The sequence below is a fragment of the Protofrankia sp. Cj5 genome (genome assembly GCF_917627405.1).
Lineage (GTDB): Bacteria > Actinomycetota > Actinomycetes > Frankiales > Frankiaceae > Protofrankia.
The window spans coordinates 46,893-69,992 of sequence record NZ_CAKJTO010000006.1; the positions used below are offsets into that span (position 1 = coordinate 46,893).

General features: G+C 67.5%; 22 protein-coding genes. 4 read left to right on the forward strand and 18 right to left on the reverse strand.

Features of this window, described 5'->3' with window-relative positions:
• Positions 1–129: 129 nt before the first annotated feature.
• The 4 genes from MJ777_RS03085 to mqnC form a co-directional block, all read right to left on the reverse strand.
• Complete coding sequence (locus MJ777_RS03085) at positions 130–1,761, reverse strand: FAD-dependent oxidoreductase (RefSeq protein ID WP_239308483.1); 1,632 nt, start codon at positions 1,759–1,761, stop codon at positions 130–132.
• Between the two features lie 299 nt (positions 1,762–2,060).
• Positions 2,061–2,819, reverse strand: coding sequence for an SDR family oxidoreductase (locus MJ777_RS03090; RefSeq protein WP_239308484.1), 759 nt, complete (start codon positions 2,817–2,819; stop codon positions 2,061–2,063).
• Positions 2,820–2,853: 34 nt separating this feature from the next.
• Positions 2,854–4,092: a cytochrome P450 gene (locus tag MJ777_RS03095; protein WP_239372976.1), complete on the reverse strand. Its 1,239-nt coding sequence runs from the start codon at positions 4,090–4,092 to the stop codon at positions 2,854–2,856.
• Positions 4,093–4,595: 503 nt separating this feature from the next.
• Positions 4,596–5,828 (reverse strand): cyclic dehypoxanthinyl futalosine synthase, encoded by a 1,233-nt coding sequence (gene mqnC / locus MJ777_RS03100; RefSeq protein WP_239312423.1) that lies wholly within the window; start codon positions 5,826–5,828, stop codon positions 4,596–4,598.
• A 364-nt stretch (positions 5,829–6,192) separates the two neighbouring features.
• On the opposite strand from mqnC, the gene MJ777_RS03105 reads away from it, so the two are divergent.
• Both MJ777_RS03105 and MJ777_RS03110 read left to right on the forward strand, forming a co-directional pair.
• Positions 6,193–7,242: an NAD(P)/FAD-dependent oxidoreductase gene (locus MJ777_RS03105; RefSeq protein ID WP_239312421.1), complete on the forward strand. Its 1,050-nt coding sequence runs from the start codon at positions 6,193–6,195 to the stop codon at positions 7,240–7,242.
• Positions 7,243–7,271: 29 nt separating this feature from the next.
• Positions 7,272–7,751, forward strand: coding sequence for a sirohydrochlorin chelatase (locus tag MJ777_RS03110; protein ID WP_239312420.1), 480 nt, complete (start codon positions 7,272–7,274; stop codon positions 7,749–7,751).
• On the opposite strand, the gene cobA is transcribed toward MJ777_RS03110, so the two are convergent.
• From cobA to MJ777_RS03140, 6 genes are all read right to left on the reverse strand, one after another.
• Positions 7,720–9,054 (reverse strand): uroporphyrinogen-III C-methyltransferase, encoded by a 1,335-nt coding sequence (gene cobA / locus MJ777_RS03115; RefSeq protein ID WP_239372978.1) that lies wholly within the window; start codon positions 9,052–9,054, stop codon positions 7,720–7,722. The genes MJ777_RS03110 and cobA overlap by 32 nt on opposite strands.
• Before the next feature lie 649 nt (positions 9,055–9,703).
• Positions 9,704–9,991, reverse strand: coding sequence for a hypothetical protein (locus MJ777_RS03120; RefSeq protein ID WP_239312418.1), 288 nt, complete (start codon positions 9,989–9,991; stop codon positions 9,704–9,706).
• Between the two features lie 556 nt (positions 9,992–10,547).
• Complete coding sequence (locus MJ777_RS03125) at positions 10,548–11,219, reverse strand: phosphoadenylyl-sulfate reductase (protein ID WP_239312417.1); 672 nt, start codon at positions 11,217–11,219, stop codon at positions 10,548–10,550.
• A 309-nt stretch (positions 11,220–11,528) separates the two neighbouring features.
• A complete protein-coding gene (locus MJ777_RS03130) occupies positions 11,529–13,283 on the reverse strand; it encodes a nitrite/sulfite reductase (protein ID WP_239372980.1) in 1,755 nt (584 codons plus the stop codon).
• Between the two features lie 55 nt (positions 13,284–13,338).
• Entirely contained in the window at positions 13,339–13,533 is a 195-nt protein-coding gene (locus MJ777_RS22975; RefSeq protein WP_370651694.1) for a putative leader peptide, read from the reverse strand.
• Between the two features lie 142 nt (positions 13,534–13,675).
• Positions 13,676–14,107 (reverse strand): response regulator transcription factor, encoded by a 432-nt coding sequence (locus MJ777_RS03140; protein ID WP_239312013.1) that lies wholly within the window; start codon positions 14,105–14,107, stop codon positions 13,676–13,678.
• Positions 14,108–14,872: 765 nt separating this feature from the next.
• On the opposite strand from MJ777_RS03140, the gene MJ777_RS03145 reads away from it, so the two are divergent.
• The gene (locus MJ777_RS03145) at positions 14,873–15,709 is read left to right on the forward strand and encodes a helix-turn-helix transcriptional regulator (RefSeq protein WP_308194814.1); all 837 of its coding nucleotides are present in this window, start codon (positions 14,873–14,875) and stop codon (positions 15,707–15,709) included.
• Positions 15,710–15,722: 13 nt separating this feature from the next.
• Here MJ777_RS03145 and MJ777_RS03150 read toward each other — a convergent pair whose 3' ends face one another.
• From MJ777_RS03150 to MJ777_RS03185, 8 genes are all read right to left on the reverse strand, one after another.
• The gene (locus MJ777_RS03150) at positions 15,723–16,580 is read right to left on the reverse strand and encodes a menaquinone biosynthetic enzyme MqnA/MqnD family protein (RefSeq protein ID WP_239312015.1); all 858 of its coding nucleotides are present in this window, start codon (positions 16,578–16,580) and stop codon (positions 15,723–15,725) included.
• Complete coding sequence (locus MJ777_RS03155; protein WP_370651695.1) at positions 16,577–16,888, reverse strand: hypothetical protein; 312 nt, start codon at positions 16,886–16,888, stop codon at positions 16,577–16,579. Before MJ777_RS03155 ends, MJ777_RS03150 begins: the two co-directional genes overlap by 4 nt.
• A gap of 45 nt (positions 16,889–16,933) precedes the next feature.
• A complete protein-coding gene (locus MJ777_RS03160; protein ID WP_239312016.1) occupies positions 16,934–17,233 on the reverse strand; it encodes a hypothetical protein in 300 nt (99 codons plus the stop codon).
• An 11-nt stretch (positions 17,234–17,244) separates the two neighbouring features.
• The gene (gene mqnE, locus MJ777_RS03165; protein WP_239312019.1) at positions 17,245–18,393 is read right to left on the reverse strand and encodes an aminofutalosine synthase MqnE; all 1,149 of its coding nucleotides are present in this window, start codon (positions 18,391–18,393) and stop codon (positions 17,245–17,247) included.
• A gap of 243 nt (positions 18,394–18,636) precedes the next feature.
• Positions 18,637–18,987 carry a hypothetical protein gene (locus MJ777_RS03170; RefSeq protein ID WP_239372984.1) on the reverse strand — a complete coding sequence of 117 codons (351 nt, stop codon included), beginning with the start codon at positions 18,985–18,987 and terminating at the stop codon, positions 18,637–18,639.
• Positions 18,988–19,074: 87 nt separating this feature from the next.
• Positions 19,075–19,797: a UbiX family flavin prenyltransferase gene (locus tag MJ777_RS03175; RefSeq protein ID WP_370652633.1), complete on the reverse strand. Its 723-nt coding sequence runs from the start codon at positions 19,795–19,797 to the stop codon at positions 19,075–19,077.
• Positions 19,794–20,717 carry a menaquinone biosynthesis prenyltransferase MqnP gene (mqnP, locus tag MJ777_RS03180; protein ID WP_305039360.1) on the reverse strand — a complete coding sequence of 308 codons (924 nt, stop codon included), beginning with the start codon at positions 20,715–20,717 and terminating at the stop codon, positions 19,794–19,796. The genes MJ777_RS03175 and mqnP overlap by 4 nt, the downstream gene beginning before the upstream one ends.
• A 114-nt stretch (positions 20,718–20,831) precedes the next feature.
• On the reverse strand, positions 20,832–22,283 hold the full coding sequence (locus MJ777_RS03185) for a menaquinone biosynthesis decarboxylase (RefSeq protein ID WP_239372986.1): 1,452 nt from the start codon (positions 22,281–22,283) through the stop codon (positions 20,832–20,834).
• Between the two features lie 376 nt (positions 22,284–22,659).
• Between MJ777_RS03185 and MJ777_RS03190 the strand changes: the two genes are divergently transcribed.
• Positions 22,660–23,076: a PLD nuclease N-terminal domain-containing protein gene (locus MJ777_RS03190; protein ID WP_239372988.1), complete on the forward strand. Its 417-nt coding sequence runs from the start codon at positions 22,660–22,662 to the stop codon at positions 23,074–23,076.
• Positions 23,077–23,100: the final 24 nt, after the last annotated feature.

Genomic DNA, 23,100 nt, shown 5'->3' on the forward strand with positions numbered 1-23,100 from the left:
ATGAACGGGGTCAAGCCTGACAGACAATCCACAGGTCGTCGATTCGCCGATCGCCCCTCCGGCTTCGACCGCTACGTCGAGGTGCGTGCCCTGGCCCCGCGACGCCGCGTCCCCTGTTGCCGGTCGTTCTTAAGGTTGGATCGACAGCGAGTGCCGGAAGAAGTTCGACGGATCCCACTTCCGCTTGGCCCGTTGGAGCCTGGCGTAGTTGCCCTTGTAGTAAAGCGTTTGCCAGGGCACTCCCGAAGTGTTGAACGTCGGGTCGGCCATGTCCGCGTCGGCGTAGTTGATGTAACATCCATCAGCTTGTCCGTCAAGTTCCGGGGCACCGCCGGTAGCGGCAAAAAAATCCGCGTACAGGCCGCGGAGCCAGGCAAGGTTGACCGCGTCCTGGCCCGGGTCGTCCCAAAGGTTCTGGAACAGCATCTTGAAGGCGGAGCTGCGTTGAGCGCTGGCGGTGGCGTCCGGCGCGACATCGTTGATCCGTCCCCCGTACGAGAAAAGGAACACCATCGCCCGGGGGTTGGTATAAGCCGGATCGGTCAGGCGGGTGTACAGCGCCGCCACCTGCTGGTCGGTGAAGTTCCTCCGGATCAGGGCGGACTTGTGGGCGGCCCGCAGCGTTGGGTCGTTAACCGTGACGTTGCTGGTTCCGATCAAGCGGGTCGCCCGCATCCAGGGCAGCCGCCGGGCGGTCGCGAACTGCGGCATCGCCGGCTGCGGGTACAGCTGGACGCCCACACCGTCGTTGAGCGCGGCCACATAGTCCGTCAGGAGCTGATCGGCGTTCGATACGGTGGCGTCCACCTGGGTGATCACGCCGATGCCGCCAGCCGCTCTGACGCCCACGTTGATGATGCTTGACAAGTAATGGTATGGCGAGTCCGGCGAGCTGTTGGCCTCGTGCCAAGCTCCGTAATTCTTCATCAGCCGGCTGAATTTCGCCTGGTCGAGATCGGCCCAGCGGATGGCGACGGCGTTGAACAGCACCTCCGACGGAGGCGACATCAGCTGGGCCGCGGGCGAAGACCCGGTGGCGTCCGGAGAACGGAACCAGTACTTGGTGACCAGGCCGAAGTTGCCACCGCCACCGCCGGTATGAGCCCACCACAGCTCCCGGTTCGGATCGGTGGGCTCCCGGGTCGCCCGCACGATCCGGACCCGCCCGCCGGCGTCCACAGTCACCACCTCGACGGCATAGAGGTGGTCGACCACCAGTCGATGCTGCCGGGACAGCAGGCCATATCCCCCGCCCGCGACATGGCCGCCCGCGCCGACGCTGTAGCAGACCCCAGCGGGAAGGGCGACTCCCCAGCCCTTGTACAGCTTCTCGTAGATATTGATCAGACGAGCGCCAGGCTGAATGGCAAACGCACCCAGCTCTGGGTCGTAGTCCACGGAGTTCAGATCGGAGAAATCCAGGATGACCTGGACGTCGGGATTGCAGGCAAGGTCCGTGAAACAGTGACCGCCGCTACGCACCGAGACTCGTTTTCCGGCCGTGGCTGCCGCGCGTAACGCGGAGACCGCATCCTCCGTGGAATGGATCATTCGAACATATTCGGGTCTGGCCACAAAACGCTGGTTGTTCCCGGTCGTCAGCAACGCATAACGCGGATCGGCCGGTCCGATCGTCGGGCCGGTGGCTGGGTCCACATGGGCGGCAGCGGGGGCGGCCCCCGCAAGCACAGCGGCGCCACCGGCTCCTGCGGTACCGCTCAGCAGGACTCGTCTGTTGATTCGATGGCCTGGCGATTTCACGATCAATACCCTCTCGATCATCGGGTGGTGGAGGAGCGCGCGCAAGAGCGCCCGGCAACAGAGGCATGGATCAAGAAACACGCCTAGGGCGTGTCTGATGGATCTTCGATCGTGCGGATCAATGCCCAGAAGGCATCCTGCGGCGTTGTCGTCGGTCCGGATAGAACACCGCTATCCGGGCCTCCTCCGCCTTACAGGCCACTTTCTGGATCATCGCCCACATCGACCAACATCCATCAGACACGCCCTAGAAGCGGCGCACGCACCAGGGACGCGCGCCGCTGTATCCGTGTGGTGGATCAGGCTGATCCGTTGCCGAGGCCGGAGCCACCGCTGACGTCGAGAATCTGCCCGGTGATCCATCGGGCTTCCTCCGAGGCCACGAACGCCACCAGGCCGACCACGTCATCAGGCGTGGCGATGCGGCCGAACGCCGCGTAGCGCTCGACCCTGGCCCGCATCTCGGGGATGGCCAGCCACGGGTTGAAGTCGGTCTCGACGATGCCGGGCGCGACCGCGTTCACCGTGATGCCGCGGGGAGCGAGCGCCTCGGCCAGCGTCAGGGTCAACGTGTTGATCGCGCCCTTGGACGCGGAGTAGGCGGCCACGAGGGGCATCGCGATCCGGGCGGTGGCGCTGGACAGGTTGATGATCCGCCCGCTGTCGCGCAGCCGGCCGAGGCCCTGCTGGATGATAAAAAACGGAGCCTTGACATTGACGGCGAAAAGCCGGTCGAAATCGATTTCCTGCACCTGATCAATCGGTGCCGTCAGGCCGACACCGGCATTGTTGACCAGAATGTCGAGCCCGTCGGCGTACTTGTCGAACTCGGCCCACAACGCAACCGCGTCGTCCGGCACGCCCAGCTCCGTCCGAAAGCTGAATGCCTCGCCCCCCGCCTTCTCGATCGCCGTCACGACGTCCTTCGCGGCTGTCCCGTTGTTGGCGTAGTGCACGCCCACCCGCGCTCCGTCAGCGGCGAGCCGTTCGGCGACAGCACGTCCGATGCCTCTGCTCGCACCGGTGACCAGGGCGGTTTTTCCCGACAATATGCCCATGCTCGGCACTGTCCTTTCGCTGTGCGTGTCGATGTCAGTTGATTGCGACTGGCAAGTGCTCATGGCCGCGCTGGACGACCTGGACGCGGAAGGTCGCGTCCCCAGCCAGCGACAGGTCCGGGAAACTTCGCAGCAGCAGCGGAAGCACGACCTCGGCCGACATGTGGGCAAGCGCCGCGCCCAGACAGTAGTGGCCGCCCGCGCTGAAGGTCAGTGCCTGGTTGTCAGGCCGGGCTGGATCAAACATGAGAGGGTTGTCGAATCTGCGAGGATCCCGGTTACCCGCGGCGATGAGCAGCGTGACCGGGGAGTGTGCTGTCACGCGGGCCCCGAAGAAGTCCAGGTCCTCCGCAGCGACCCGGTTCAGGACCTGGACAGCCGGGTCAAACCGCAGCGTCTCCTTGACGAAACTCTCCACGAATTCTGGATTTTCGCGCAGCCGCGCGGCGTGGGCGGGTTGTTCGAGCGCCAGCCTCACCGTGTTGCTCAGTAAATCCTGGGGCGCTTCGGTGGCGGCGACAAGCAGCAGCATAAGATTGGCTAAGAGCTCCTCCTCGGTAATTTCCGCGTCCTCGTTCAGGGCCTTGATCCAGCCGCTGGTCAGATCCGGGCCGGGAGTCTCTCGTAACCGCGCGATGAGCGTGGTCAAGTATTTCGCCAACAGATCCATACCCGCGTCCCCACGCTCCAGCTCGCGTAGGTCGCGGACCGGTTCGAGGGCACTTGTGATGTCCCCGATGGCCTCGCGGAATCTCAGCTGGTCGGCCTCGGGAACGCCAAGCAGCCGGCCGATGACAGCCATCGGGAACCGGAAGGAGAACTCGGGGACCAGATCCACGACCTGGCCACCCGCTCCGAGCGTGGCGACGTGCCGCACGGCATCGTAGGCCAGCTCCTCAACCAACGACCGCATCTCGGCAACCCGCCGCGCGGAAAACGCGTTGCCGAAGAACCGGCGCAGGCGATCGTGATCCGGATCATTGCTGAACAACATGTTCTGTGTGAGCCAGCGCCAGGACGAATGCTCATGCCAGCCCTGAAGCCGCTGGTCCTGAACCGCCGCATCGGTTGACAACAACCGCGGTTCCCGCAGCGCCTGCGCACATTCAGCGTAGCCGGTGATAAATGTATGAACGCCCGCAATGGTCACCACGGGGCCATGCGCGCGCATTTCCTCGTATAATGGATATGGATTTTGCTTTCCCTCGGGCGCCAACAGTCGCCCCAGAATATCCAGCGGTTCGGACAAAATTCCGGACACGACCTCAGCCACTTTCACTCCTAGATTCCGTTCAGGCTCCAGTGGACGAAGCACACATCAGCATAGTGAGTTTGATAAGCAAACTCGATTTTGGTTGCAAAGAATCAACCGAACAAGAGCCAGTGTATGTGATATAAATCACATCTATTGGACCGAACGCTTCGAGCGCTCCACCGCTGCCGGCGGCGACCGCTAAGAACCCACTCTGAATCTTGGAAATGTATGCAAAGCGCATCCCGCGCCAAAACGCTCGACATGACTGGGTGAGATTGAGAGCGTCCGGTAATAGGGGGCGCGGCGGCGCGGGGCTGGGGCGGCGCGAGGGCGCTCTGGCCAGGCAACGGGTAAACAGCCCAGCGATCCCACGAGCGCCCTGTGAATGGGGCCAGCCGGACGCCACCGTAACCGGCTATCCCTGTTGAGCAGCTGCTCCCAGCGCACCCTGGGTCCGGAAGATCCAGCGGGATTGCCGCTGCCGGCCCCGGCCGTTCGTCATGCCGGATCGATGAAAGGCGTCACCTTGTGGCGACAATCGGCAGCATGGGTGGCGATGGCAGCGCGGTCGAGGAGAAGTGCGAGGCCACCCGGTCGTCAACGGGATCCTGCGCCGGGTCACGGTGCACGACCAAGTGCCGGTAGAGGGTGTCGCGCTGCGCCGGGATCCGGTCGGCGGCGCGGATCAGACCGATCAGCTCCGTCCGGTTGGTGCGGTGACGGGCACCGGCCGAGGACACCACGTTCTCCTCCAGCATGACCGAACCCAGATCGTCCGCGCCCATGTGCAGGGTGAGCTGGCCGACCTCCTTGCCGGTCGTCAGCCACGAGCCCTGCAGATGCGCGATGTTGTCGAAGAAGAGCCGGGCCAGCGCCACCAGCCGCAGGTACTCGATGGTCGACGCCTGGGTCCGGCCGCGCAGGTGGTTGTTCTCCGGCTGGTAGGTCCACGGGATGAACGACCGGAAACCGCCGGTGCGGTCCTGGACGTCACGGATCATCCGCAGGTGCTCGATGCGCTCGGCGTTGGTCTCGCCGGTGCCCATCATGAACGTCGCGGTCGACTCCATGCCAAGGCCGTGAGCGGTCTCCATGACTGACAGCCAGACCTGCCCCGGCTCCTTGAGCGGGGCGATCGCGCGCCGAGGACGCTCGGTGAGAATCTCCGCTCCCGCCCCGGCGAAACTGTCGAGCCCCGCGTCGCGCAGCCGGGCGATGACGTCGCCATGGCTCAGCCCGGACGTCCGCGCGATGTGAACGACCTCGCTGGCGCCCAGAGAATGCAGGGTGAGCTGCGGGTACGCCCGCCTGATTGCCGCGAAGGTGCCCTCGTACCACTCAATGCCGAACTCGGGGTGATGACCGCCCTGGAGCATGATCTGGGTTGCCCCCAGCTCCACCGCTTCACCACACTTCGCGACAATGTCGTCGACGTCGCGGACCCAGCCTTCGGAATGCCCAGGAGCGCGGTAGAACGCGCAGAACCGGCAGGCGGTCACGCAGACGTTCGTGTAGTTGATATTCCGATCGATGATGTACGTTGCGATGCCGTCCGGGAAACGACCGCGGCGGACGGCGTCGGCAGCCTGGCCGAGGGCATGCAGTGGGGCCTTCGTGTACAGCCGCAGCGCCTCTTCGGGAGTGATCCGCCCGCCACCGGCGGCACGGGCGAGAACGGACGCGATCTCCTCCTCACCCAACGCCGATGATGAAAGTACCGGAGAACCGCTGTCGGCATCATCTGCAAGGCTCACCCCGCGATGGTACGGCGATCGGGCGTACCGCTTGGCCCCAACGGCCGGTGTCACCCATCGGCACCGCGCCGCGACCATCGATCCAGGCCACCGGCCAGACCACCGGCCAGACCACCGATCAGGCCGCCGATCAGAAATAGCCGGCGCGCGATGCCATGTCCATGCCCGCTGCCGCCGGGCGCTCAATCAGGAAATGGGCTCGGGGATGCGCCCAGCCCCGGGAGACGCCGCGTCCCTATCGCCGGTCGCTCTACGTGGGGCAGGATAGGAGCGGAGTTTCCCTTCCGTAGTGCCGACCGGCCCTTGCGAATGCAATCCGGCAGGGCCACCCAGGCGCAGAACGCAGAGTCCCCAGGAGTTACGCGTGGACGCAGTGACCCCCGCAGGCCCGGACAACTCGACACCGGCGGACCTCGACACCGACATACTGATCATCGGCGCTGGGCCAGCCGGTCTCTTCGGCGCCTACTACGCTGGGTTCCGCGGGATGTCCGTGGCGCTGATGGACTCCCTGCCCGAGGCCGGGGGTCAGGTCACCGCTATGTACCCGGAAAAAATGATCTACGATGTGGCCGGTTTCCCGGCTGTGCGCGGCCGTGATCTCATCACCGCGCTCGTCGCGCAGGCCGGGGCGTTCTCCCCCACCTACCTGCTCGCTCAACAGGCCGCCGAACTGGCTCATGAGGCCGACAGCGTCGTGGTCACCAGTGTGCAGGGGACACGGGTCCGGGCGAAGGCCGTCCTCATCACCGGCGGGCTCGGGACGTTCACGCCCCGCCCGCTGCCTGTCGGCGGCGACCATCTGGGCCGTGGCCTGGCGTACTTCGTCCCGAAGCTGGACGTCTACGCCGCCGCCGACGTCATCATCGTCGGCGGCGGTGACAGCGCCTTCGACTGGGCGCTCGCGCTGGAGCCGCTGGCGCGCTCGGTGACGTTGGTGCACCGCCGCGATCGCTTCCGCGCCCATGCGCACACCGTCGCGAAGGTGCTGTCCTCCCGCGTCGAGATCCTGACGCACACGGAGGTCTCCGCCATCCACGGCGACGGCCAGGTGGAGAAGGTGGAACTCACCCACAGCAAGTCCGGTGAGCGCCAGGTCCGCCAGGCCCAGGCGATCGTCGCCGCGCTCGGGTTCACCGCGGATCTGGGACCTCTGACCCGCTGGAACCTGACGATCGACAAGCGCCACATCGTGGTGGACTCGACCATGGCGACCGGCGTCGAACGGGTCTTCGCCGCCGGTGACATCACCGAGTACCGCGGCAAGGTACGCCTGATCGCGACCGGCTTCGGCGAGGTCGCCACGGCCGTCAACAACGCCGCGCCCATCATCGACCCGTCCGCCAAGATCTTCCCTGGTCACAGCTCCGACGACGGCCACGGCTCCGGCGACGCCGCCGGCACAGGCGGCTGATCGGGCGGGTCCGGCGCAGACTGGTAGGCATGCGGGGTCTACTGGTGATCGGGCACGGCTCGCGACGGGATACGGCGAACGCGACTGTCCGCACACTCGCGCGGTTGTTCGCCCAGGCTGATCGGGCCACAAACGACGTCCAGATCAGCTGGGACGCGGTGGAACCGGCCTTCCTCGAGCTGATCGAGCCCGACATCGCCGCCGGGTACGGGATTCTCGCCGCCGCGGGCTGCACGGAGATCGTCGCCCATCCCTTCTTCCTGTTCGAGGGCAACCACACCACCCATGACATCCCGGCCGCCCTCACCAGGGCACAGGAGCGGTTCCCCGGCACCCGTTGGCACCTCACCGCCCCGCTCGGCCTGCACCCCGGCGTGCTGACCGCGGTTGCCTCCCGCATCGAGGACACGCTGGCCAGCAATCAGCTGTCCGGCCCCGGTGGCAGCCCTGGCAGCGCCGCCACCGGGGCCAGCGCCGTCAGCGCGACCGGGCCTCGGTCACGGCGGTGACGACGGCGGCGGCAAGCGGGTGGATGCCAGGCTCGGCCGCCACAGCGTCGACCCGCAGACCGGCCCGCTGGCATGCCGTGACGGTGCGTTCGCCCATGGCCGCAACCAGCATCCCGGCCGGCAACGGTCCGTAAAGTGCCGTTGTCGCCCGAGCCGCGGTCGACGACGCGAACGCGACCGCGTGCAGGTCACCGTGACGCAGCTCCTCGACGATCCGCGGGTCCGGATCGGCGTCGACGTCGGCCAGCGGTGACCCCGGCCCGGCCCGGCGGCCGGGCCGGGACACCACGGTCTCCACCGCGTCCGCGCCGAGAGCCCGCAGCCGTGCGGCGAGCAGGCCTGGACGTGCTCTCGTCCGCGGGACGAGCACCCGAACACCCAGCAGCGGACGGGTAGCGCCATCGCTCGCTGACCGTGCATCATCTGTCGGGATGAGTGGCGGCGGAGCGTCGCAACGGGCCGCGACGTCACCGATCACCACCACCGCGGGTGAGCGAACGCCCAGCACGATGGCGTCGACCGCGATCGTGTCCAAGGTGCCGCGGATCACACGCTGGGCCGGCGTGGTAGCCCGTTCGATCATCGCGACCGGCGTGTCCGGCGACCGGCCGCCGTCGATGAGGGCCGCGGTGATGCCGGCGAGCCGCGCGACACCCATCAGCACGACAACGGTCATCCGGGACGCCCCCAGCGCCGCCCAGTCCACGGTGGAGTCGGGATGCCCGGGTGACAGATGCCCGGAGACGACCGCGACATCCTGGGCGGCACCGCGGTGCGTCACCGGGATCCCGGCATACGCGGGCCCGGCGAACGCTGAGGTCACCCCCGGGACAACCGTGCATCTCACCCCGGCGAGCCGGCAGGCCTCGGCCTCCTCACCGCCGCGGCCGAGCACGAACGGGTCCCCGCCCTTGAGGCGGACGACCAGGTGCCCGGCGAGCGCGCGGTCGACCAGCAACGCGTTGACGTCCTCCTGGGTACGAGTCAGCGCACCGGCACTCTTGCCACTGTGGATAACCTCCGCACCGGGCCGGGCAAGCGCAAGGACCCCCGCGGATACCAGCCGGTCCGTGACGACGACGTCCGCCCGACCAAGCAGCTCACGGCCACGGATGGTAAGCAGCCCCGGATCCCCCGGCCCTGCCCCGACCAGCCAGACCTCACCGGGAGCGCGCAGCGGCTCGTCCCGTCCCGCCGCGCTCGCGGCCCCGGCTCCCCCGCTCCCGCGGCCGTTGTCTCCCTCATCCTCATCGTGTGCCCGGCCCTCGTTCATCCCCGCGACGCTACTGCCGGGACGGTTCACGCAGCATGCAATCGGTGAAACCTACCCATGAAAGAAATCGGTTGAACAGTAACGCATCCGCTACTCTCGCCTGATGATCCCGGTCACACCCGCAATGAAAATACCGAAGAAAACCCACCCCAGAAAATCTGTTATCCACTGGAAAACCGCAAGAAACAGGAGTAACGCGCGGAGATCGCTGGCCTGGATGGGCGACTTGGTTCGGCCGGTTCGCCCCGTGAGATCACAAAGGGTGCCCAATCTAGCATGATCGATAAGGCTCTTGTGAGCCTCGTGCGCCGCACAGTCCACTCGACCCCCATGGATATCTCCGCTGCGCCTTCTCCGGTCCCCCTCTTCGCTATCTACCCTTCGCACCCGAGTTCTAACTATAGGTTGCCATCCCGACAGCCTCGATCTTGACCATCCGACCCGCCCCGGCGCCCGCACCGGACCGTCCCGAGCGCCGCACGACGCGTCGCCGCACGTCCCTCGGCCGGACTCGCCAGCCACGCGATCCCTGCTCCAGATGACGAGACAACTTGACTACGGTCACGAGACGGCGCATTCTCGATCTATGCTCGCCTCCTTCGGGGGGATGGGAAGTGATGGTCGGGACCCCGCCGGACGACGGGACCCGGCCTTCGCGCTGTTCTAAAGCGGCAGGTTGTCATCGGACAGGGATTTCGATCGTTGTCGTAAGATGCTTGATGATTGCTATAAAATCTCCTTGGCCGTCGCGCGCAGCCGATATCGCCCCTGCTGCCGCATCAGCGACCCAGAGCATCGGCTCGAACACCGGTGAAGCGTGTCCGGTACGTAACCGATGAGAGATCACATGACTACCGAAAAGCGCCGCGACCATCACTTGATCTTTTTTGTTCAGTGATGTCGTGCGGGACTCGAGCCACACTCGCTCGACCGCCCTCTGATCGAGTTCGTGCAACAGGCCTTTCATGCAGACCCGCCTGGCACGTTCCTGCTTCTTTGGCAGTACCCGGCGTGCCTACAACGACAACGAGCTCCAGGTCGGCCCTCGCGACCAGGCTCACGAACTTGTGCCGTCGGGCACCATCTTCATCCCGCCAGTGCAGACGGCGTTGACCTTTCAGGAGCAGGTCATTGAGATCTCGACGTATCGGCGGGCACGACGACACCTCGGCGACAGCTGCGGCCAGGATGTAGAGGCCGGGCTCGCCAGCCCGAAGGCGCAGCGACTCGTCCACCCAGGCGTGCAGCGCACCAGCCACCGGGCCGTGCGGGCCATGCGGGCCATCAGTCGGGGATCGCAGGGTCATGGTCGGATCCGTTCGCGGTGTTCAGTACATGCGTCATCAGGTGGCCGACCAGACACGCTGGACAACCACACGCGAGATCATCGCACCGCGATCCGACATGTCGTCATACCGGCCCGACAAACCATGACGGAATGTGGTCCGCCCCGGGCCAGTAGATCACTGGCTACCTGAAGGCTGTCAGTGCCCCTCCACCCGCAACAGCCAGAACCGCCGAGGTCAGTGAATGCCGCACTCGGTCTTGGCGCTGCCGGCCCAGCGGCCCGCGCGGCCCTCACCACGACTGGTGCACGGCCAGCAGCCGACAGAGTCGTAGCCATCCGACAGCAGTGGGTTAACAATCACGTCATGTTCCTGGACGTAACGGTTGACGTCCTCGTCCGTCCAGGCCACCAGCGGATGGATCTTCACCTTGCCGCGCCGCTCGTCCCACCCCACGGCAGGCAGGTTCCTGCGCCCGGCGGATTCGGCCCGGCGCGAGCCCGCCGCCCACGCCCGGTAGGGCGCCAGCGCACGGTCCAGCGGGACGACCTTGCGCAGCTGGCAGCACCGGTCCGGATCCCGTTCGAACAGTTTCGGCCCGTACACGGCGTTCTGGCCAGCCACGGTGAGCTGTGGGCCGGCACTGATCAGCGGCAGGTCGTAGCGGTGCATGACCGCGTCCCGAGTACCGATTGTCTCAGCGAAATGGTAACCGGTATCAATAAAAATCACCGGGACGTCCGAGCAGATCCGGGCCAGCATGTCGACGAGCACAGCCTCCGCCATGGATGCGGCCACAACCAGCTTCGTCCCGAACTCCTCCACCGCCCAGCCCAGGATCTCCTGCGCGGACGCGCCCTCCAGCTCGTCACCGGCATGCAGGGCACGGGCCTTCAACGTGGCATCCATGAATCGCTCTCCTCCGTCGTAACAGGCCGGCAACGACGCGATCACGCCTTTCCCACGCCGTACCGGGGGGCACACTCCCGGATTACCGCCAAAACGCCGTCTCAGTGCTCACAGTCAGCTGAACCGTCCTGTTCGGACGAAATGGGCCCGACCGCGAGAGCGGTCAGGCTGAGCCGGAAAGCCCGCCGACAGCTCCCACACGCCCACTGCCCGTGGCCGGACCCGCTGGCCGCATCCCGCTCGGGCGGAAGATAGGGAACAAGATCTTCCTCACCGCAGTACGGGCAGTAGAAGGGGACGGAATGACCGCTAGCCATCAGCGGCCCCGGACGTCCCGGACGCAGGCTCGGCCGGGGCCACGGCACCGGCTCGATCCGCCGGGGCGGCCAGGACGGACTCGTCGGCCCGCTCGACCCAGTCCGCGAAGGACTCACCCTCGTCCCGACCGGCCGAATACGCGCGCAGCAGCCCGTCGACGTAGTCAGCGACACCGGCGGAGGTGACCTTCAGCCCACGGGACTTGCGGCCCAGCCGCGACCGCACGCCAAGATGACCACCAAGGTGCAGCTGAAAGCCTTCGACCATCTCCCCGGATTCGTCCGGGACGAGGGAGCCCTTGAGCCCGATGTCGGCGACCTGGAAACGTGCGCAGGCATTCGGGCAGCCGTTCACGTGGATGCCGATCGGCTCGTCGAAGTCGGGCAGCCGCCGTTCCAGCTCGTCGATGAGCGCCCCGGCTTTCGCCTTGGTCTCGACGATGGCGAGTTTGCAGAACTCGATCCCGGTGCAGGCCATGGTGCCGCGCCGGAAAACGCTCGGCCGGACGACCAGGTCGAGCGCGGCGAGTTCCGCCGTCAGCTGGTCGGCCTCGGCCGGATCGACGTCGAGGATGACCAGTTTCTGTGTGGTCGTCGCGCGGATGCGACCCGCGGCGAAACGGTCGGCGAGGTCCGCGACCGCGGTGAGCGTGGTGCCGCTCAGCCGTCCGGCACGGGGCGCGAAGCCGACCGCGAGACGGCCGTCGCTCTGCTGGTGGATACCGATGTGATCGCGGCCCTCGTTACGCGGCGGCGGCGGTGGCGGGCCGTCCGGCAGCGGCGCGGTCAGGTACTCCTTCTCCAGCGTCGTCCGGACCCATTCGGGCCCCATGTCCGCGACCAGGAACTTCAGCCGTGCCCGGGTGCGCATCCGCCGGTAGCCGTAGTCCCGGAACAGGCTCGCCACCGCGTACCAGACCTCGGCGACGCGGTCAGCGGCGACAAAGGTGCCGAGCCTGACCCCGAGCTTGGGATTGGTCGACAGCCCGCCCCCGACCCAAAGATCGTAACCGGCACCGAACTCCGGATGCACGGCCCCGACGAACGCGATGTCGTTGATCTCGTGCAGGGTGCACTGGTCGGCGCAGCCGGAGATGGCGCTCTTGAACTTGCGCGGCAGGTTGCTCAGGGATGTGTCACCGACGTAACGCCGGACGGTCTCCTCGATCGCCGTGGTGGCATCGATGATCTCATCGCCGTCAACCCCGGCCAGTGGGCACCCCAGGATGACCCGGGGGGTGTCGCCGCACGCCTCGGCCGTTGTCATCCCCGCGCCTTCGAGCGCCGCCCAGATCGCGGGAACGTCCTCGATGCGAATCCAGTGCAGCTGGATGTTCTGGCGGTCGGTGACGTCCGCGACGTCCCGGCCGAACCGGGTGGAGATCCCCGCGATGACACGAAGCTGATCGCTGGTCAGCCGGCCACCGTCAAGGCGGATCCGCTGCATGAAGAAGGGCGCGTCGAGCTCCTCAGGCTCAAGGATGGCCGTCTTACCGCCGTCGATTCCCTCCTTGCGCTGGGTGTACAGCCCCCACCAGCGAAATCGGCCCCGCAGGTCCTGCGGGTCGATCCCGGCGAACCCGGTGTATGGGTAATGGTTGAGGATCCGGTCCCGAACGGCGAGGCCGTCCTGGTCCTTCTTCATCCGTTCGTTGGGGTTGAGGGGCTCAAGGTGGCCGAGGGCCCACTGGCCCTGCCCCTTCGGACGGAGCGGGCGGGTGGGACGGGAGCGTGCGGGGGTTGTCATCGAGTCTCTCGCAGCCGGGTGCGGGGTGCGCCGAGAGCGCCGGCGCGCGGGAAGGTCAGCTGTGACGCGGACAGGCGGCGCTTGCGACCCTGAGCAGGTCGATGTGCAGGCGCGCGACCAGAGCAGAATCCACCAGCGGGAAGTCGACCAGCGCAGGACCCGCTGGACGGACGTCTGGACCGAGGCCGGTTATGCCTGAGCCAGTCAGACGAAGCCCCGGGCGCACGGTCACGGCCCTATGGTTCCACACTGGGCGCCCACAGGTTGGTGATCGCGCACAGAACTGACAAAAAACAACCAAACGCTCACAAAAAGTGACCGACAAATACCCGAATTATGCTATTTTCGACAGCTGAGCAGCCGTGCCCAGAGCTGCCCAGAGCCGCTGAGGCTCAGTTCCGGGTCGAGCCGCCCGCGGCGACCCGGGTCGAGGCACGGCCGCACACGTCCCGAAGATGATCGAGCAGGCTGTCGGCGGCAAGGCCTTTCTCGATCAGAGCATGCGCGCCGAGCGCCAACGCCCGCTCGCCGAGAGCCTGCTCGGAGAAACCCGTGAAGATGACGACACGGGCGCCCGGCGCGGCGCGACGTACCGCGGGCAACGCCGCGAGGCCGTCCAGGACGGGCATGCACACATCGAGCAGCACGAGGTCCGGGCCGGTCCGCGAAACGACCTCAACGGCTTCGGCCCCATCCCTTGCCTGGCCGACGACCACGAAGTCAGGCTCCATCTCCAGCAGGAGACACACGAGGTCGCGCACACCATCCGCGTCGTCCGCCACCACGACACGAACGGCGGCCTGCGGCTCCGGTTCCCCGTCCATATCCGACGTTCTACGCCACGCCAGCACCACCCGCCCATCGTCATTCGGGGTGGTTTCCCGAGCTAGCCCCCGTGCCCGGCGCTCTGGCGGGCGGGCCATACGGCCGCGATGCGCACGTAATCCGCAACGAGTCCAGTGACGCCAGTGACGCGGCAATGTGAAATGGTTATCCGTGGATTGCCTTTGATGCGCCGGAAGTAACAACGACAACAACTGTCGGCAACTTCCCACCTCTAATGATCATCGTCAACCAAAAGGTGTGCAGGTCATAGCCTTTTTCGCGCATCTGGGCGGCAAGAGCGACCAGCGGCAGGGGACGCGCGCCGCGGGGCCAGGGCACGCACCTCGCGCCATCGCTGCCCAGCCATCCCCGCGCGGCGCACGGGTGCCCCGGCGCCGGTCGCCACCCACCGCCTCCGGTGGCTCCCCGCGCCGCCTCACGCGATGCGCGCACCCCAGCCCCGCTCCTTGGTCCACAGCCCTATCGCCAGGCGCTCTTAAGTAATAAATATACGACGATAAGTAAAAAATCTTCAGACTTTGGCCAGGGTTAGTGCACGTTGGAGTAGCATGGTCACAAAAGGTGACACGATTTTTATCAATCACTCTTTGTAGACCCCTCCGACACAGAAAACGTGACACGGATCGGGCCGGCCAGGCAAGCCCCTGCCGCCCGGTCCGCCCGGAAGAAGGAAGCAGGCGCGGATGCTGCGACGGAACCGAGGCTGTGACGACACAGCCAGCGCGGAGGATCTTCTACCATGGATGATCCGTCGCATACGTGAGGAACGGGAGCTCTCCCGGGCGGATCTCGCAAGGATCACTGGTTATAGCCGACGGTACATCGACCAATTGGAGCAGCCCAGCCGCGGTATCCCGGCTCGGCCGGTCCTGGCCGCCGTCGACGCGGCCCTGGCGGCGGACGGCGCTCTCGTTGCGCTACGGCTGGCCGCGATCGAAGCCCGCACCGAAAGAACGCACAGCGATTCAAGCCCGGAGATCGAATCCCGCCGCAGGATACGCGACCTGCTCGACTACCAGGCCTGCGATCGAAAGCTGGACGCCCTCGACCGGCGGGCGACGGAACTGATCGCGTCCGCACAACAGCTCTCCCCCGCCGATATCACCGTTCGCGTGCGGGGCCAGCAGCGTTTTGCCGACGTTCTCCTGCGGACCCGCATGCTTCCCCATCAGCAGTTCCGCCTCTTCATGATTGCGGGGCATCTCGCGGGACTACAGGCGATAGCCCTGTTGGACAGCAACGAGTTCGAGAAGGCCGGCACCTGCTGTCTGGAGGCCGCCGTCTTCGCCGAGCTGACCGGGCATGAGGGGCTGCGTGCCTGGATACTCGTGGTGAACAACCTGATCGACGCGGCGGTCCACGGCACCCGCACCGACCATGCCTGCCCCGCTTTCCCCACACCGGACGAATTCGCCAGCATGATTGCCGCGGCGGATTACCGAACGACAGCCGGCGCTGGCAAGGCGAATGCCGCTGGCGTTCCCACACCCGATTGGAATGGCCCGCGGCTCGCGACAGCCAGGGCACACAGCGCCCGCCCGCCGGTCGATTTCTCCCGGGCATTTCGACCGCCCGTGTGATGGCCGGCCCGTTCTACACGTCGGCGAACACGATGCCCGTCCGTGCTGGGACGACGCCGCGCGCCGCGGCCTGGCCGGCGAACGCCATCAGGCCCTTCAGCTGACGCTCGCCCAGGGAGAAGTCCAGGGCCGTGAAGTAGCGCGTCAGGGTGGCCGCGTCGAGCGCCTCCCAGCGCGCCGCATGCCTGGCGACGGTGCCGAGCTGGCGGAGCGCGAGGTCAAGGCTGCCGCGGAAGGCGCTGTGCACCTCCTTGACCACGCCCGGATGGGCCAGCGCGAAGTCACGCCGGACCGCCCAGAGCGCGAACACCATCGGCAGTCCCGACCAGTCCCGCCAGGCCGCTCCGAGATCAACTACATGAAGCGGATGCGTGCTTCCGGCCCGCTCAGCGTCGTGGACGGCGCGGAGCGCCACATCCCCGATCAGTACGGCCGCGTCAGCCTCGCGGAGCATGAGCGGCAGGTCCGGCGGCATGCTGGCGTAGGCCGGGGCCAGCCCCAGCTGGTCCTCCAGCAGGATCTGCGCAAGCAGCACGCCGGTCCGCGACGTGGAACCGAGCGCGACCGACCGGATCCGCTCCCGTGGGACGGCGCTGACCAGCGCAACCGACAGGACGGGGCCGTCCGAACCGACCGCGATGTCGGGCAGCACAACAAGATCGTCAGCGTGCCGCAGATACTCGACAAGACTGATCGGGCCGATATCGAGATCGCCGCTCACCAACGCCTCGTTGAGCCGGTCCGGAGTGTCCTTGGTCAGCTCGACATCCAGCAGCGCACCGGAGTGCACCAGCCCCCAGTAGAGCGGCAGGCAGTTGAGAAACTGGATGTGCCCGACCCGTGGGCGAGCCGGCCCCGGCCCGCCGGTCAACGCAGCCAGCCGCGTCGTTGCGCCAAGGCGCCGAACACCGCGCGACGCTGGCGGAGCGCCACCGGATAGCTCACGAGCCCGCTCAGCACAAAGGCCACGGCGAAGGCCAGGAACCCGTTCACGCCCAGCAGCAGCACCACCGCAAGCACCACACCGAAAATCAGCGCTCGCAGCATGAAGTAACGGGCGTTGATGGCCAGCAGACCCGAGCGGGATGGTGGCGTCGGCGGCGCCGCGGATGGCGGCCGCGACGGCCACCCGGGCAGCGACCGCCCCGCATCACCAGGTGCCCGGCTTCGAAAATCCACGATGTCCGCCCTCCTCGTCCCGGCCGTGCCCTGGGCCGGCTCATGTCATCTCGGGCGACGGGTGCGCCTGCGTACCCAGCCAAGGCGTTGCAGCAAGGACGGATACAGGCCGAGACAGATGAACATCACCAACAGGCCGAGCAGCCCGGCCGGGCCGATCGCCAGACCGGCGAGCCGCAGCAGGGCGTAGGCAGTCACGCCTGGCACAAGAATCACCAGGAAAGCCAGTATGAAGATCGAGCCGATACCGGCCGATCCCTTCGGCTTGGCGGGATGCGCGGGCGCACCCGGCCGCGGCGCCCGCGCATCCGGGGCATCCGAGGTGTCCGGTCGGCTGGTCTGCATGTCGCGGGAGCCTATGCGCCGATCGGCTGGGGAAGATCCCGACGGGCCGGGTCGGGGCCGTCGAACTCCCGGATCACCCGGTAGCGGGTGTTGCGCTCCACCGGCCGGAAACCGGCATCCCTGATCACGGTGAGCAGGTCGTCACGGGTCATCGTGGTGGGCGTCCCGAAACCGTCCGCATCGTGGGTGATCTTGTATTCAACGACCGACCCATCCAGGTCGTCCACGCCGAAGTTCAGCGCGAGCTGGGCCGTGGTCAGGCCGTGCATCACCCAGAAACACTTGATGTGATCGATATTGTCAAACAGCAGCCGGGACACCGCGAACGTCTTCAGCGCCTCAGCGCCGGTCGCCATCGGCTGGTTCATGAGCCGGTTGCGGGGATCGCCAGCCGCGTCGTGCTGAAAGCGCAGCGGGATGAACACCACGAACCCTCCGGTGGCGTCCTGGAGCTCGCGCAGCCGCAGGACGTGGTCGACCCGGTGGCGGGGCTGCTCGATATGGCCGTAAAGCATGGTGCACGGCGTCCGCAGGCCCTTGGCGTGGGCGATCCGGTGGATGCGCGACCAGTCCTCCCAGTGGGTCTCGTGGCCCACGATGTGCTGGCGGACCTCCCAGTCGAAGATCTCCGCGCCGCCCCCGGTCAGCGACTCCAGACCGGCGTCGATCAGCTCGTCGAGGATCTCGTCCGCGGGCAGGCCGCTGATCTTCTCGAACCAGTGGATCTCGGTGGCGGTGAACGCCTTGAGCGCCACCCCCGGCAGTGCTTTGGACAGCTCGCGCAGTGAACGCGGGTAGTAACGCCACGGCAGGGTCGGATGCAGGCCGTTGACGATGTGCAGCTCGGTGATGCCGGCGGGCTCCATCTCCCGGGCCAGCCGCACGGCCTCCTCGATACGCATCGTGTACGCCTCGGCCTCGCCGGGCTTGCGCTGGAACGAGCAGTACGCGCAGGACGCCGCGCACACGTTGGTGAGGTTCAGATGCCGGTTGACGTTGAAGTACGTCGCGTCGCCGTTTTTGCGCACCCGGACGGAATGCGCCAGCTCCCCCAGCCAGGCCAGCTCGTCGCAGGCGTAGAGGGCCTCGCCGTCGGCGCGGCTGAGCCGCTCGCCGCCGCCGACCTTCGCTTCGATCTCACGCTTGAACCCGGCGTCCATAACTATGAGGGTAGCCCCGCGCGCTCCCGCGACTGGCCTGAGGCCAGCCTGTCCGGCTGCCTCGTCCAGTCTTCGTCCAAGGCACCGCCCAGAACCTCCAGCGTGCCCGCGGCCGGCGCCCTTTTCATGATCAGCGCGTGTTTGTCGTTGGGTACGGTTTTCGGCCTGATCGGCGTACCCAACGACAAACATCCGCCGATCTTGCTAGGGAAAAATGCCGATCAGCGGCCATCGGCCTCGGCATCACCGCTCGCTGACATCTCGGCCCGCCACGCTGGTGCCGCGCCTGCCGGCCGGGCGCCCGGCGGCGCGTTCGGCGGCACGGCGCTGCATCCGGCCCACCGGGTAGGTCAGCACGCCCGTGATCACCAAAGCGGACAGCAACGCCAGGACCGGGCTGACGTCCAGGCCGAGCAGGACGGCCAGCACCACGATCAGCGCCGCGATCCGGGCGGCGAAGTACGGCAGCTGTACCCGGAGATCCGGTGCTGACGGTGCTGACGGTGCTGACGACGGCCGGCCGCCCGCGCGCGCCGCCCGGCCCTTGGACGCCGGTGCCGCCGCGGGGCTTTTCCTCGTGTTGTTGCGCGCCATACCTGCCTCAATCCCCAGCCTGACATCAACTACGGATGCCGCGAGTTCACGGTACGGCTCGGGCGGTGGACACCGTCGGATGCCCGGTCATGAGGACGGGCGGCGGGCGGCGCCGAGCTCACCCGTCCAGCGGCGCAGGAGGGTGTTGGGTACGCCGGCCACGTCCAGGACCTTGCCGGCGACGAAGTCCACGAGCGCCTGCGCGTCGGTCGCGCCCGCGTAGAAGCCGGGGCTCGCCGCCGCCACCACCGCGCCCGCCTCGTGCAGCGACAGCATGTGCAGCAGCGTCGAGCGGGTGAACGGCATCTCCCGGGGGACGACGACCAGCGTGCGGCGTTCCTTCAACGTGACATCGGCGACTCGTTGCAGCAGGTCCTTGGACAGGCCCAGGGCTATCCCGGCCACCGCCGCGGTGCTCGCCGGAACGACGATCATCCCTCGCGTCAGGTAGGAGCCGCTGCTCGGGCCGGCCGCCAGGTCACCCGGCGACCAGTGCCGAAGCCAGCCCGTCTCCGCCGCCCGTGACACGGCGGCGGCCGTGCCGACGCCGAGCCAGCTCGCCAACGCCTGCGGCCAGGCGTTGTCCCGCCAGGCCAGGCCCGTCTCGTCGAGCAGCGTGAGGCGGGCGGCCCGGGAGACGATCAGATCGATCGGCAGACCAGCGGTCAGCAGGCCACGCAGCACCGACGCCGCGTATGGCGTTCCGCTCGCACCGCTGACGCCCACCACCCATGGTCGCCGCGGCTCGCCGACGTCCGGGCCGGCCGCGGCCCGTCCCACGCCGCTCACCGGGCCCGTTACACCGGTCACCAGGCCAGGCCGCGCCCGGCGAGGTCGATGGTGGCGAAGGTGAACAGGGCGATGCCGACGAAACCGTTCGCGGTGAGAAAGGCCCGGTTCACGCGCGACAGGTCGTCCGCGGAGACGATCGCGTGCTCGTAACAGAACGCGGCGGCGGTCACCGCGATGCCGGCCCACCACCAGACGCCGAAGTTCTCCATCAGCCCGAACACGACGAAGAAGGCGAACGTCACCACATGGGTGACGATCGATGCCGTCAGCGCGGCCTGAACGCCGAACCGAGCCGGCACCGACCCCACACCGATGCCGCGGTCGATCTCGGCATCCTGACAGGAGTAGATCAGGTCGAAGCCGGCGATCCAGGCGCCGACCGCGGCCCCGAGGACGACTCCCGCCCACGACCAGTGGTCGGTGATGGCTATCCAGGCGCCGATGGGCGCGACCGCCTGGGCCAGGGCGAGAACGACGTGTGGGAAGTTGGTGAACCGCTTGGAATAGGAGTAGACGACCAGCGGGATGACCGCGAGCGGCGCGAGCGCCAGACAGAGCCAGGACAGCGCGGCGGCCGCGGCACAGAAGACCGCCAGCGCGATGGCCGCGCCGACCGCGGCGGTGCGCACCGAGACGACGCCGGTGACCAGCTCACGTCCGGCCGTCCGCGGGTTGCGTCCGTCGATCTTGCGATCAATGATCCGGTTGGTGGCCATCGCGAAGGTGCGGGCCGCGACCATCGCGATGGTCACCAGACCGATGTCCAGCCAGTGCACCGAGCGGGAGATGTCGAAGGACGCGGTGAGCGCGGCGACATAGGCGAACGGCAGGGCGAACACCGAATGTTCGATCACCACCACCCGCAGGAAGGCGCGAACGGGACCGTCGGGTGCCGGAGCCGGCCCCGGCATCTCCGGGGCAACTGCCGCTTCACTCACCAGCGATCAACTCCATCCGCCTCGCCGCGCGCCGGGGACCCATCGCTTCCCTGCTACCGGGCGTTTCTCCTGCCGGGCACTCCTACCAGTCCGTACTCTTTTTCGCAGGCTTTTCTACAGTCCGTACTCTTTCCAGCGACGGGCGACCAGCTCCCTGGTTGCCTGATCCATCACGGCCTCCGCGGGCCAGCCGCCCTCGCGACGGTATCCCTCGGCCGGGAGCTTGCGGGTGGCGTCCACGCCGATCTTCCCACCGAAGAACTGTTCGTAGGAAGCATGGTCGAGGTGGTCGACCGGGCCGATCGTGGTCAGGAGGTCATGGGCGTAGTCGACGTTGCCGAACGCCCGCCAGGCCACCTCGGAGTAGTCGTGGACGTCACAATCGGCATCGACGACGACGACGAGCTTGGACAGCGACAACAGCCCGGCGCCCCAGACGGCGTGCATGACCTTCTGCGCGTGCTTGGGGTAGCGCTTGTCGATCGAGACGATGGCGCAGTTGTGGAAGACGCCCTCGACCGGGAGGTCGTAGTCGACTATCTCCGGGATCATCATCCGGATCAACGGCAGAAAGATCCGTTCTGTCGCCTTGCCGAGTGGGCCGTCCTCCTGCGGTGGGCGACCCACGACGATCGTCTGGAAGACCGGGTCACGCTGCATGGTCATGGCGTCGACCCGAAGCGCGGGGAACGGCTCGACCGGCGTGTAGAAGCCCGTATGGTCACCGAACGGCCCCTCTGGACGCCGTTGGCCGGGCTCCAGCCAGCCCTCCAGCACGATCTGGGCGTTTGCGGGCACCCGCAGCGGAACCGTCAGGCAGTCGACCATCTCGACCCGCTCGCCGCGCAGGAACCCGGCGAACAGGTACTCGTCGATCTCCGCCGGCAGCGGCGCGGACGCCGCGTAGGTCACCGCCGGGTCACAGCCGAACGCGATGGCGACCGGCAGCTTCTCGCCACGGCGCTCGGCCACGGCGTGGTGGGCGTTGGAGTCCTTGTGGATCTGCCAGTGCATCCCGACCGTCCGGGCGTCGTGGCGTTGCAGCCGGTACATGCCCAGGTTGCGCTGGCCCGTCTCGGGATGCCTCGTGTGGGTAAGGCCGAGGTTGAGGAAGGCGCCGCCATCGTCTGGCCAGGCATGTACCCCGGGCAGCCGGAACAGGTCGACATCCGGGCCCTTGAGCACAACATGCTGGCAGGGCGCGGTGCGGACCATGCGAGGCGGCACTGTCCGCAGCGCCGCGGCCTTGCTGAGGGCCTCGCGCAGCCCGGTGAGCCCGACAGGCAGCTCGGGTTTGAGCATGGCGGCGATCCGGTCGCCGATCTCGTCGAGGCTGCTGGCTCCCAGCGCCGCGGCCATCCGCCGCTCCGTCCCGAAGACGTTGATTGCCAATGGCATGTCGGCACCGGCCGGCCGGTCAAACAGCAGCGCGGGTCCGCGGTCCCGGACAACCCGTGTGACGATCTCAGTGACCTCCAGGACCGGATCGACTGGGACGCGGACGTGCCGCAGGTCGCCGTGACGCTCGAGGTGAGCGAGGAACGCGCGCAGATCCGCCCAGGCCATGGCCACCATCCTTGCAGCGGGCGGTGCGGCCGGCCGCATTGCCGTTCGAGGCGGAAGGGGAGACGGGAGGAGACGGGAGAGCTCTCGTGCTCACCGGGAGCACGCTGGGACTGCCGCGGACGCGCGGCAGCCGCGGGTACGCATCCGGCTGCGGCATCGGTACCGGATGTGTGACGGGGGTATGGCTGTCCCACCCCGTTGCCCCGGGCGGACGCACCGCCGCTGCGGGGGGAATGGTTGACGGTACGGTCGAACAACGGCGGACATGACCGCTGGGCCTGATGGACCACAACCGGCCGGTACGGTACGGGCAGGTAAATCGGGCCTCCATGAGGTTCTGACAGCTGGCGCGATCGGGTAAGGGGGCGGCGGTACGGTGGTCGGGCTCGTGCTGACGCTGGTAGTTCTCGGGTTCTGGGTTTACGCGATTGTCGACGCGGCCGTGACCCCGGCCGCCTCGGTCCGTACGCTCCCCAAACTCGCCTGGATCGTGATCATCGTTCTGTTCGAGGTCGTCGGCGCTGTGGCCTGGTTCCTGCTGGGCCGCCCACGCCGTGGCGCTGGCGCCGCGCGGAACAGTGATCATCCGGCATGGGGCGGTCGGTCGTCCTGGACGGAGCGCCCCGGCATCCGCTGGGGTGCCCCGGACAGGATCTCCGCCGGGCGTCAGTTTCCCTGGGCGCGCCGAGGCCCGGCACCGCCATCGGTCGCCCCCGACGACAACCCCGAGTTCCTGCGCGAACTGTCCGAACGGATCCGTCGCGGGGATGGCGACGGTACCTCCCGGACCTGAAAAGCCCGTCCCCGATCCGCCGCT

Excerpts from the sequence above, each read along its gene's own strand:
- mqnE (WP_239312019.1), bottom strand. The coding sequence starts at position 18,393 with ATGGACGCCGGGTTCAAGCGTGAGATCGAAGCGAAGGTCGGCGGCGGC.
- MJ777_RS03140 (WP_239312013.1), bottom strand. The coding sequence starts at position 14,107 with ATGGACGGGGAACCGGAGCCGCAGGCCGCCGTTCGTGTCGTGGTGGCG.
- MJ777_RS03090 (WP_239308484.1), bottom strand. The coding sequence starts at position 2,819 with ATGGGCATATTGTCGGGAAAAACCGCCCTGGTCACCGGTGCGAGCAGA.
- MJ777_RS03125 (WP_239312417.1), bottom strand. The coding sequence starts at position 11,219 with ATGGATGCCACGTTGAAGGCCCGTGCCCTGCATGCCGGTGACGAGCTG.
- MJ777_RS03185 (WP_239372986.1), bottom strand. The coding sequence starts at position 22,283 with ATGGCCTGGGCGGATCTGCGCGCGTTCCTCGCTCACCTCGAGCGTCAC.
- MJ777_RS03110 (WP_239312420.1), top strand. The coding sequence starts at position 7,272 with ATGCGGGGTCTACTGGTGATCGGGCACGGCTCGCGACGGGATACGGCG.
- MJ777_RS03120 (WP_239312418.1), bottom strand. The coding sequence starts at position 9,991 with ATGAAAGGCCTGTTGCACGAACTCGATCAGAGGGCGGTCGAGCGAGTG.
- MJ777_RS03170 (WP_239372984.1), bottom strand. The coding sequence starts at position 18,987 with ATGGCGCGCAACAACACGAGGAAAAGCCCCGCGGCGGCACCGGCGTCC.
- MJ777_RS03160 (WP_239312016.1), bottom strand. The coding sequence starts at position 17,233 with ATGCAGACCAGCCGACCGGACACCTCGGATGCCCCGGATGCGCGGGCG.
- MJ777_RS03130 (WP_239372980.1), bottom strand. The coding sequence starts at position 13,283 with ATGACAACCCCCGCACGCTCCCGTCCCACCCGCCCGCTCCGTCCGAAG.
- MJ777_RS03145 (WP_308194814.1), top strand. The coding sequence starts at position 14,873 with ATGATCCGTCGCATACGTGAGGAACGGGAGCTCTCCCGGGCGGATCTC.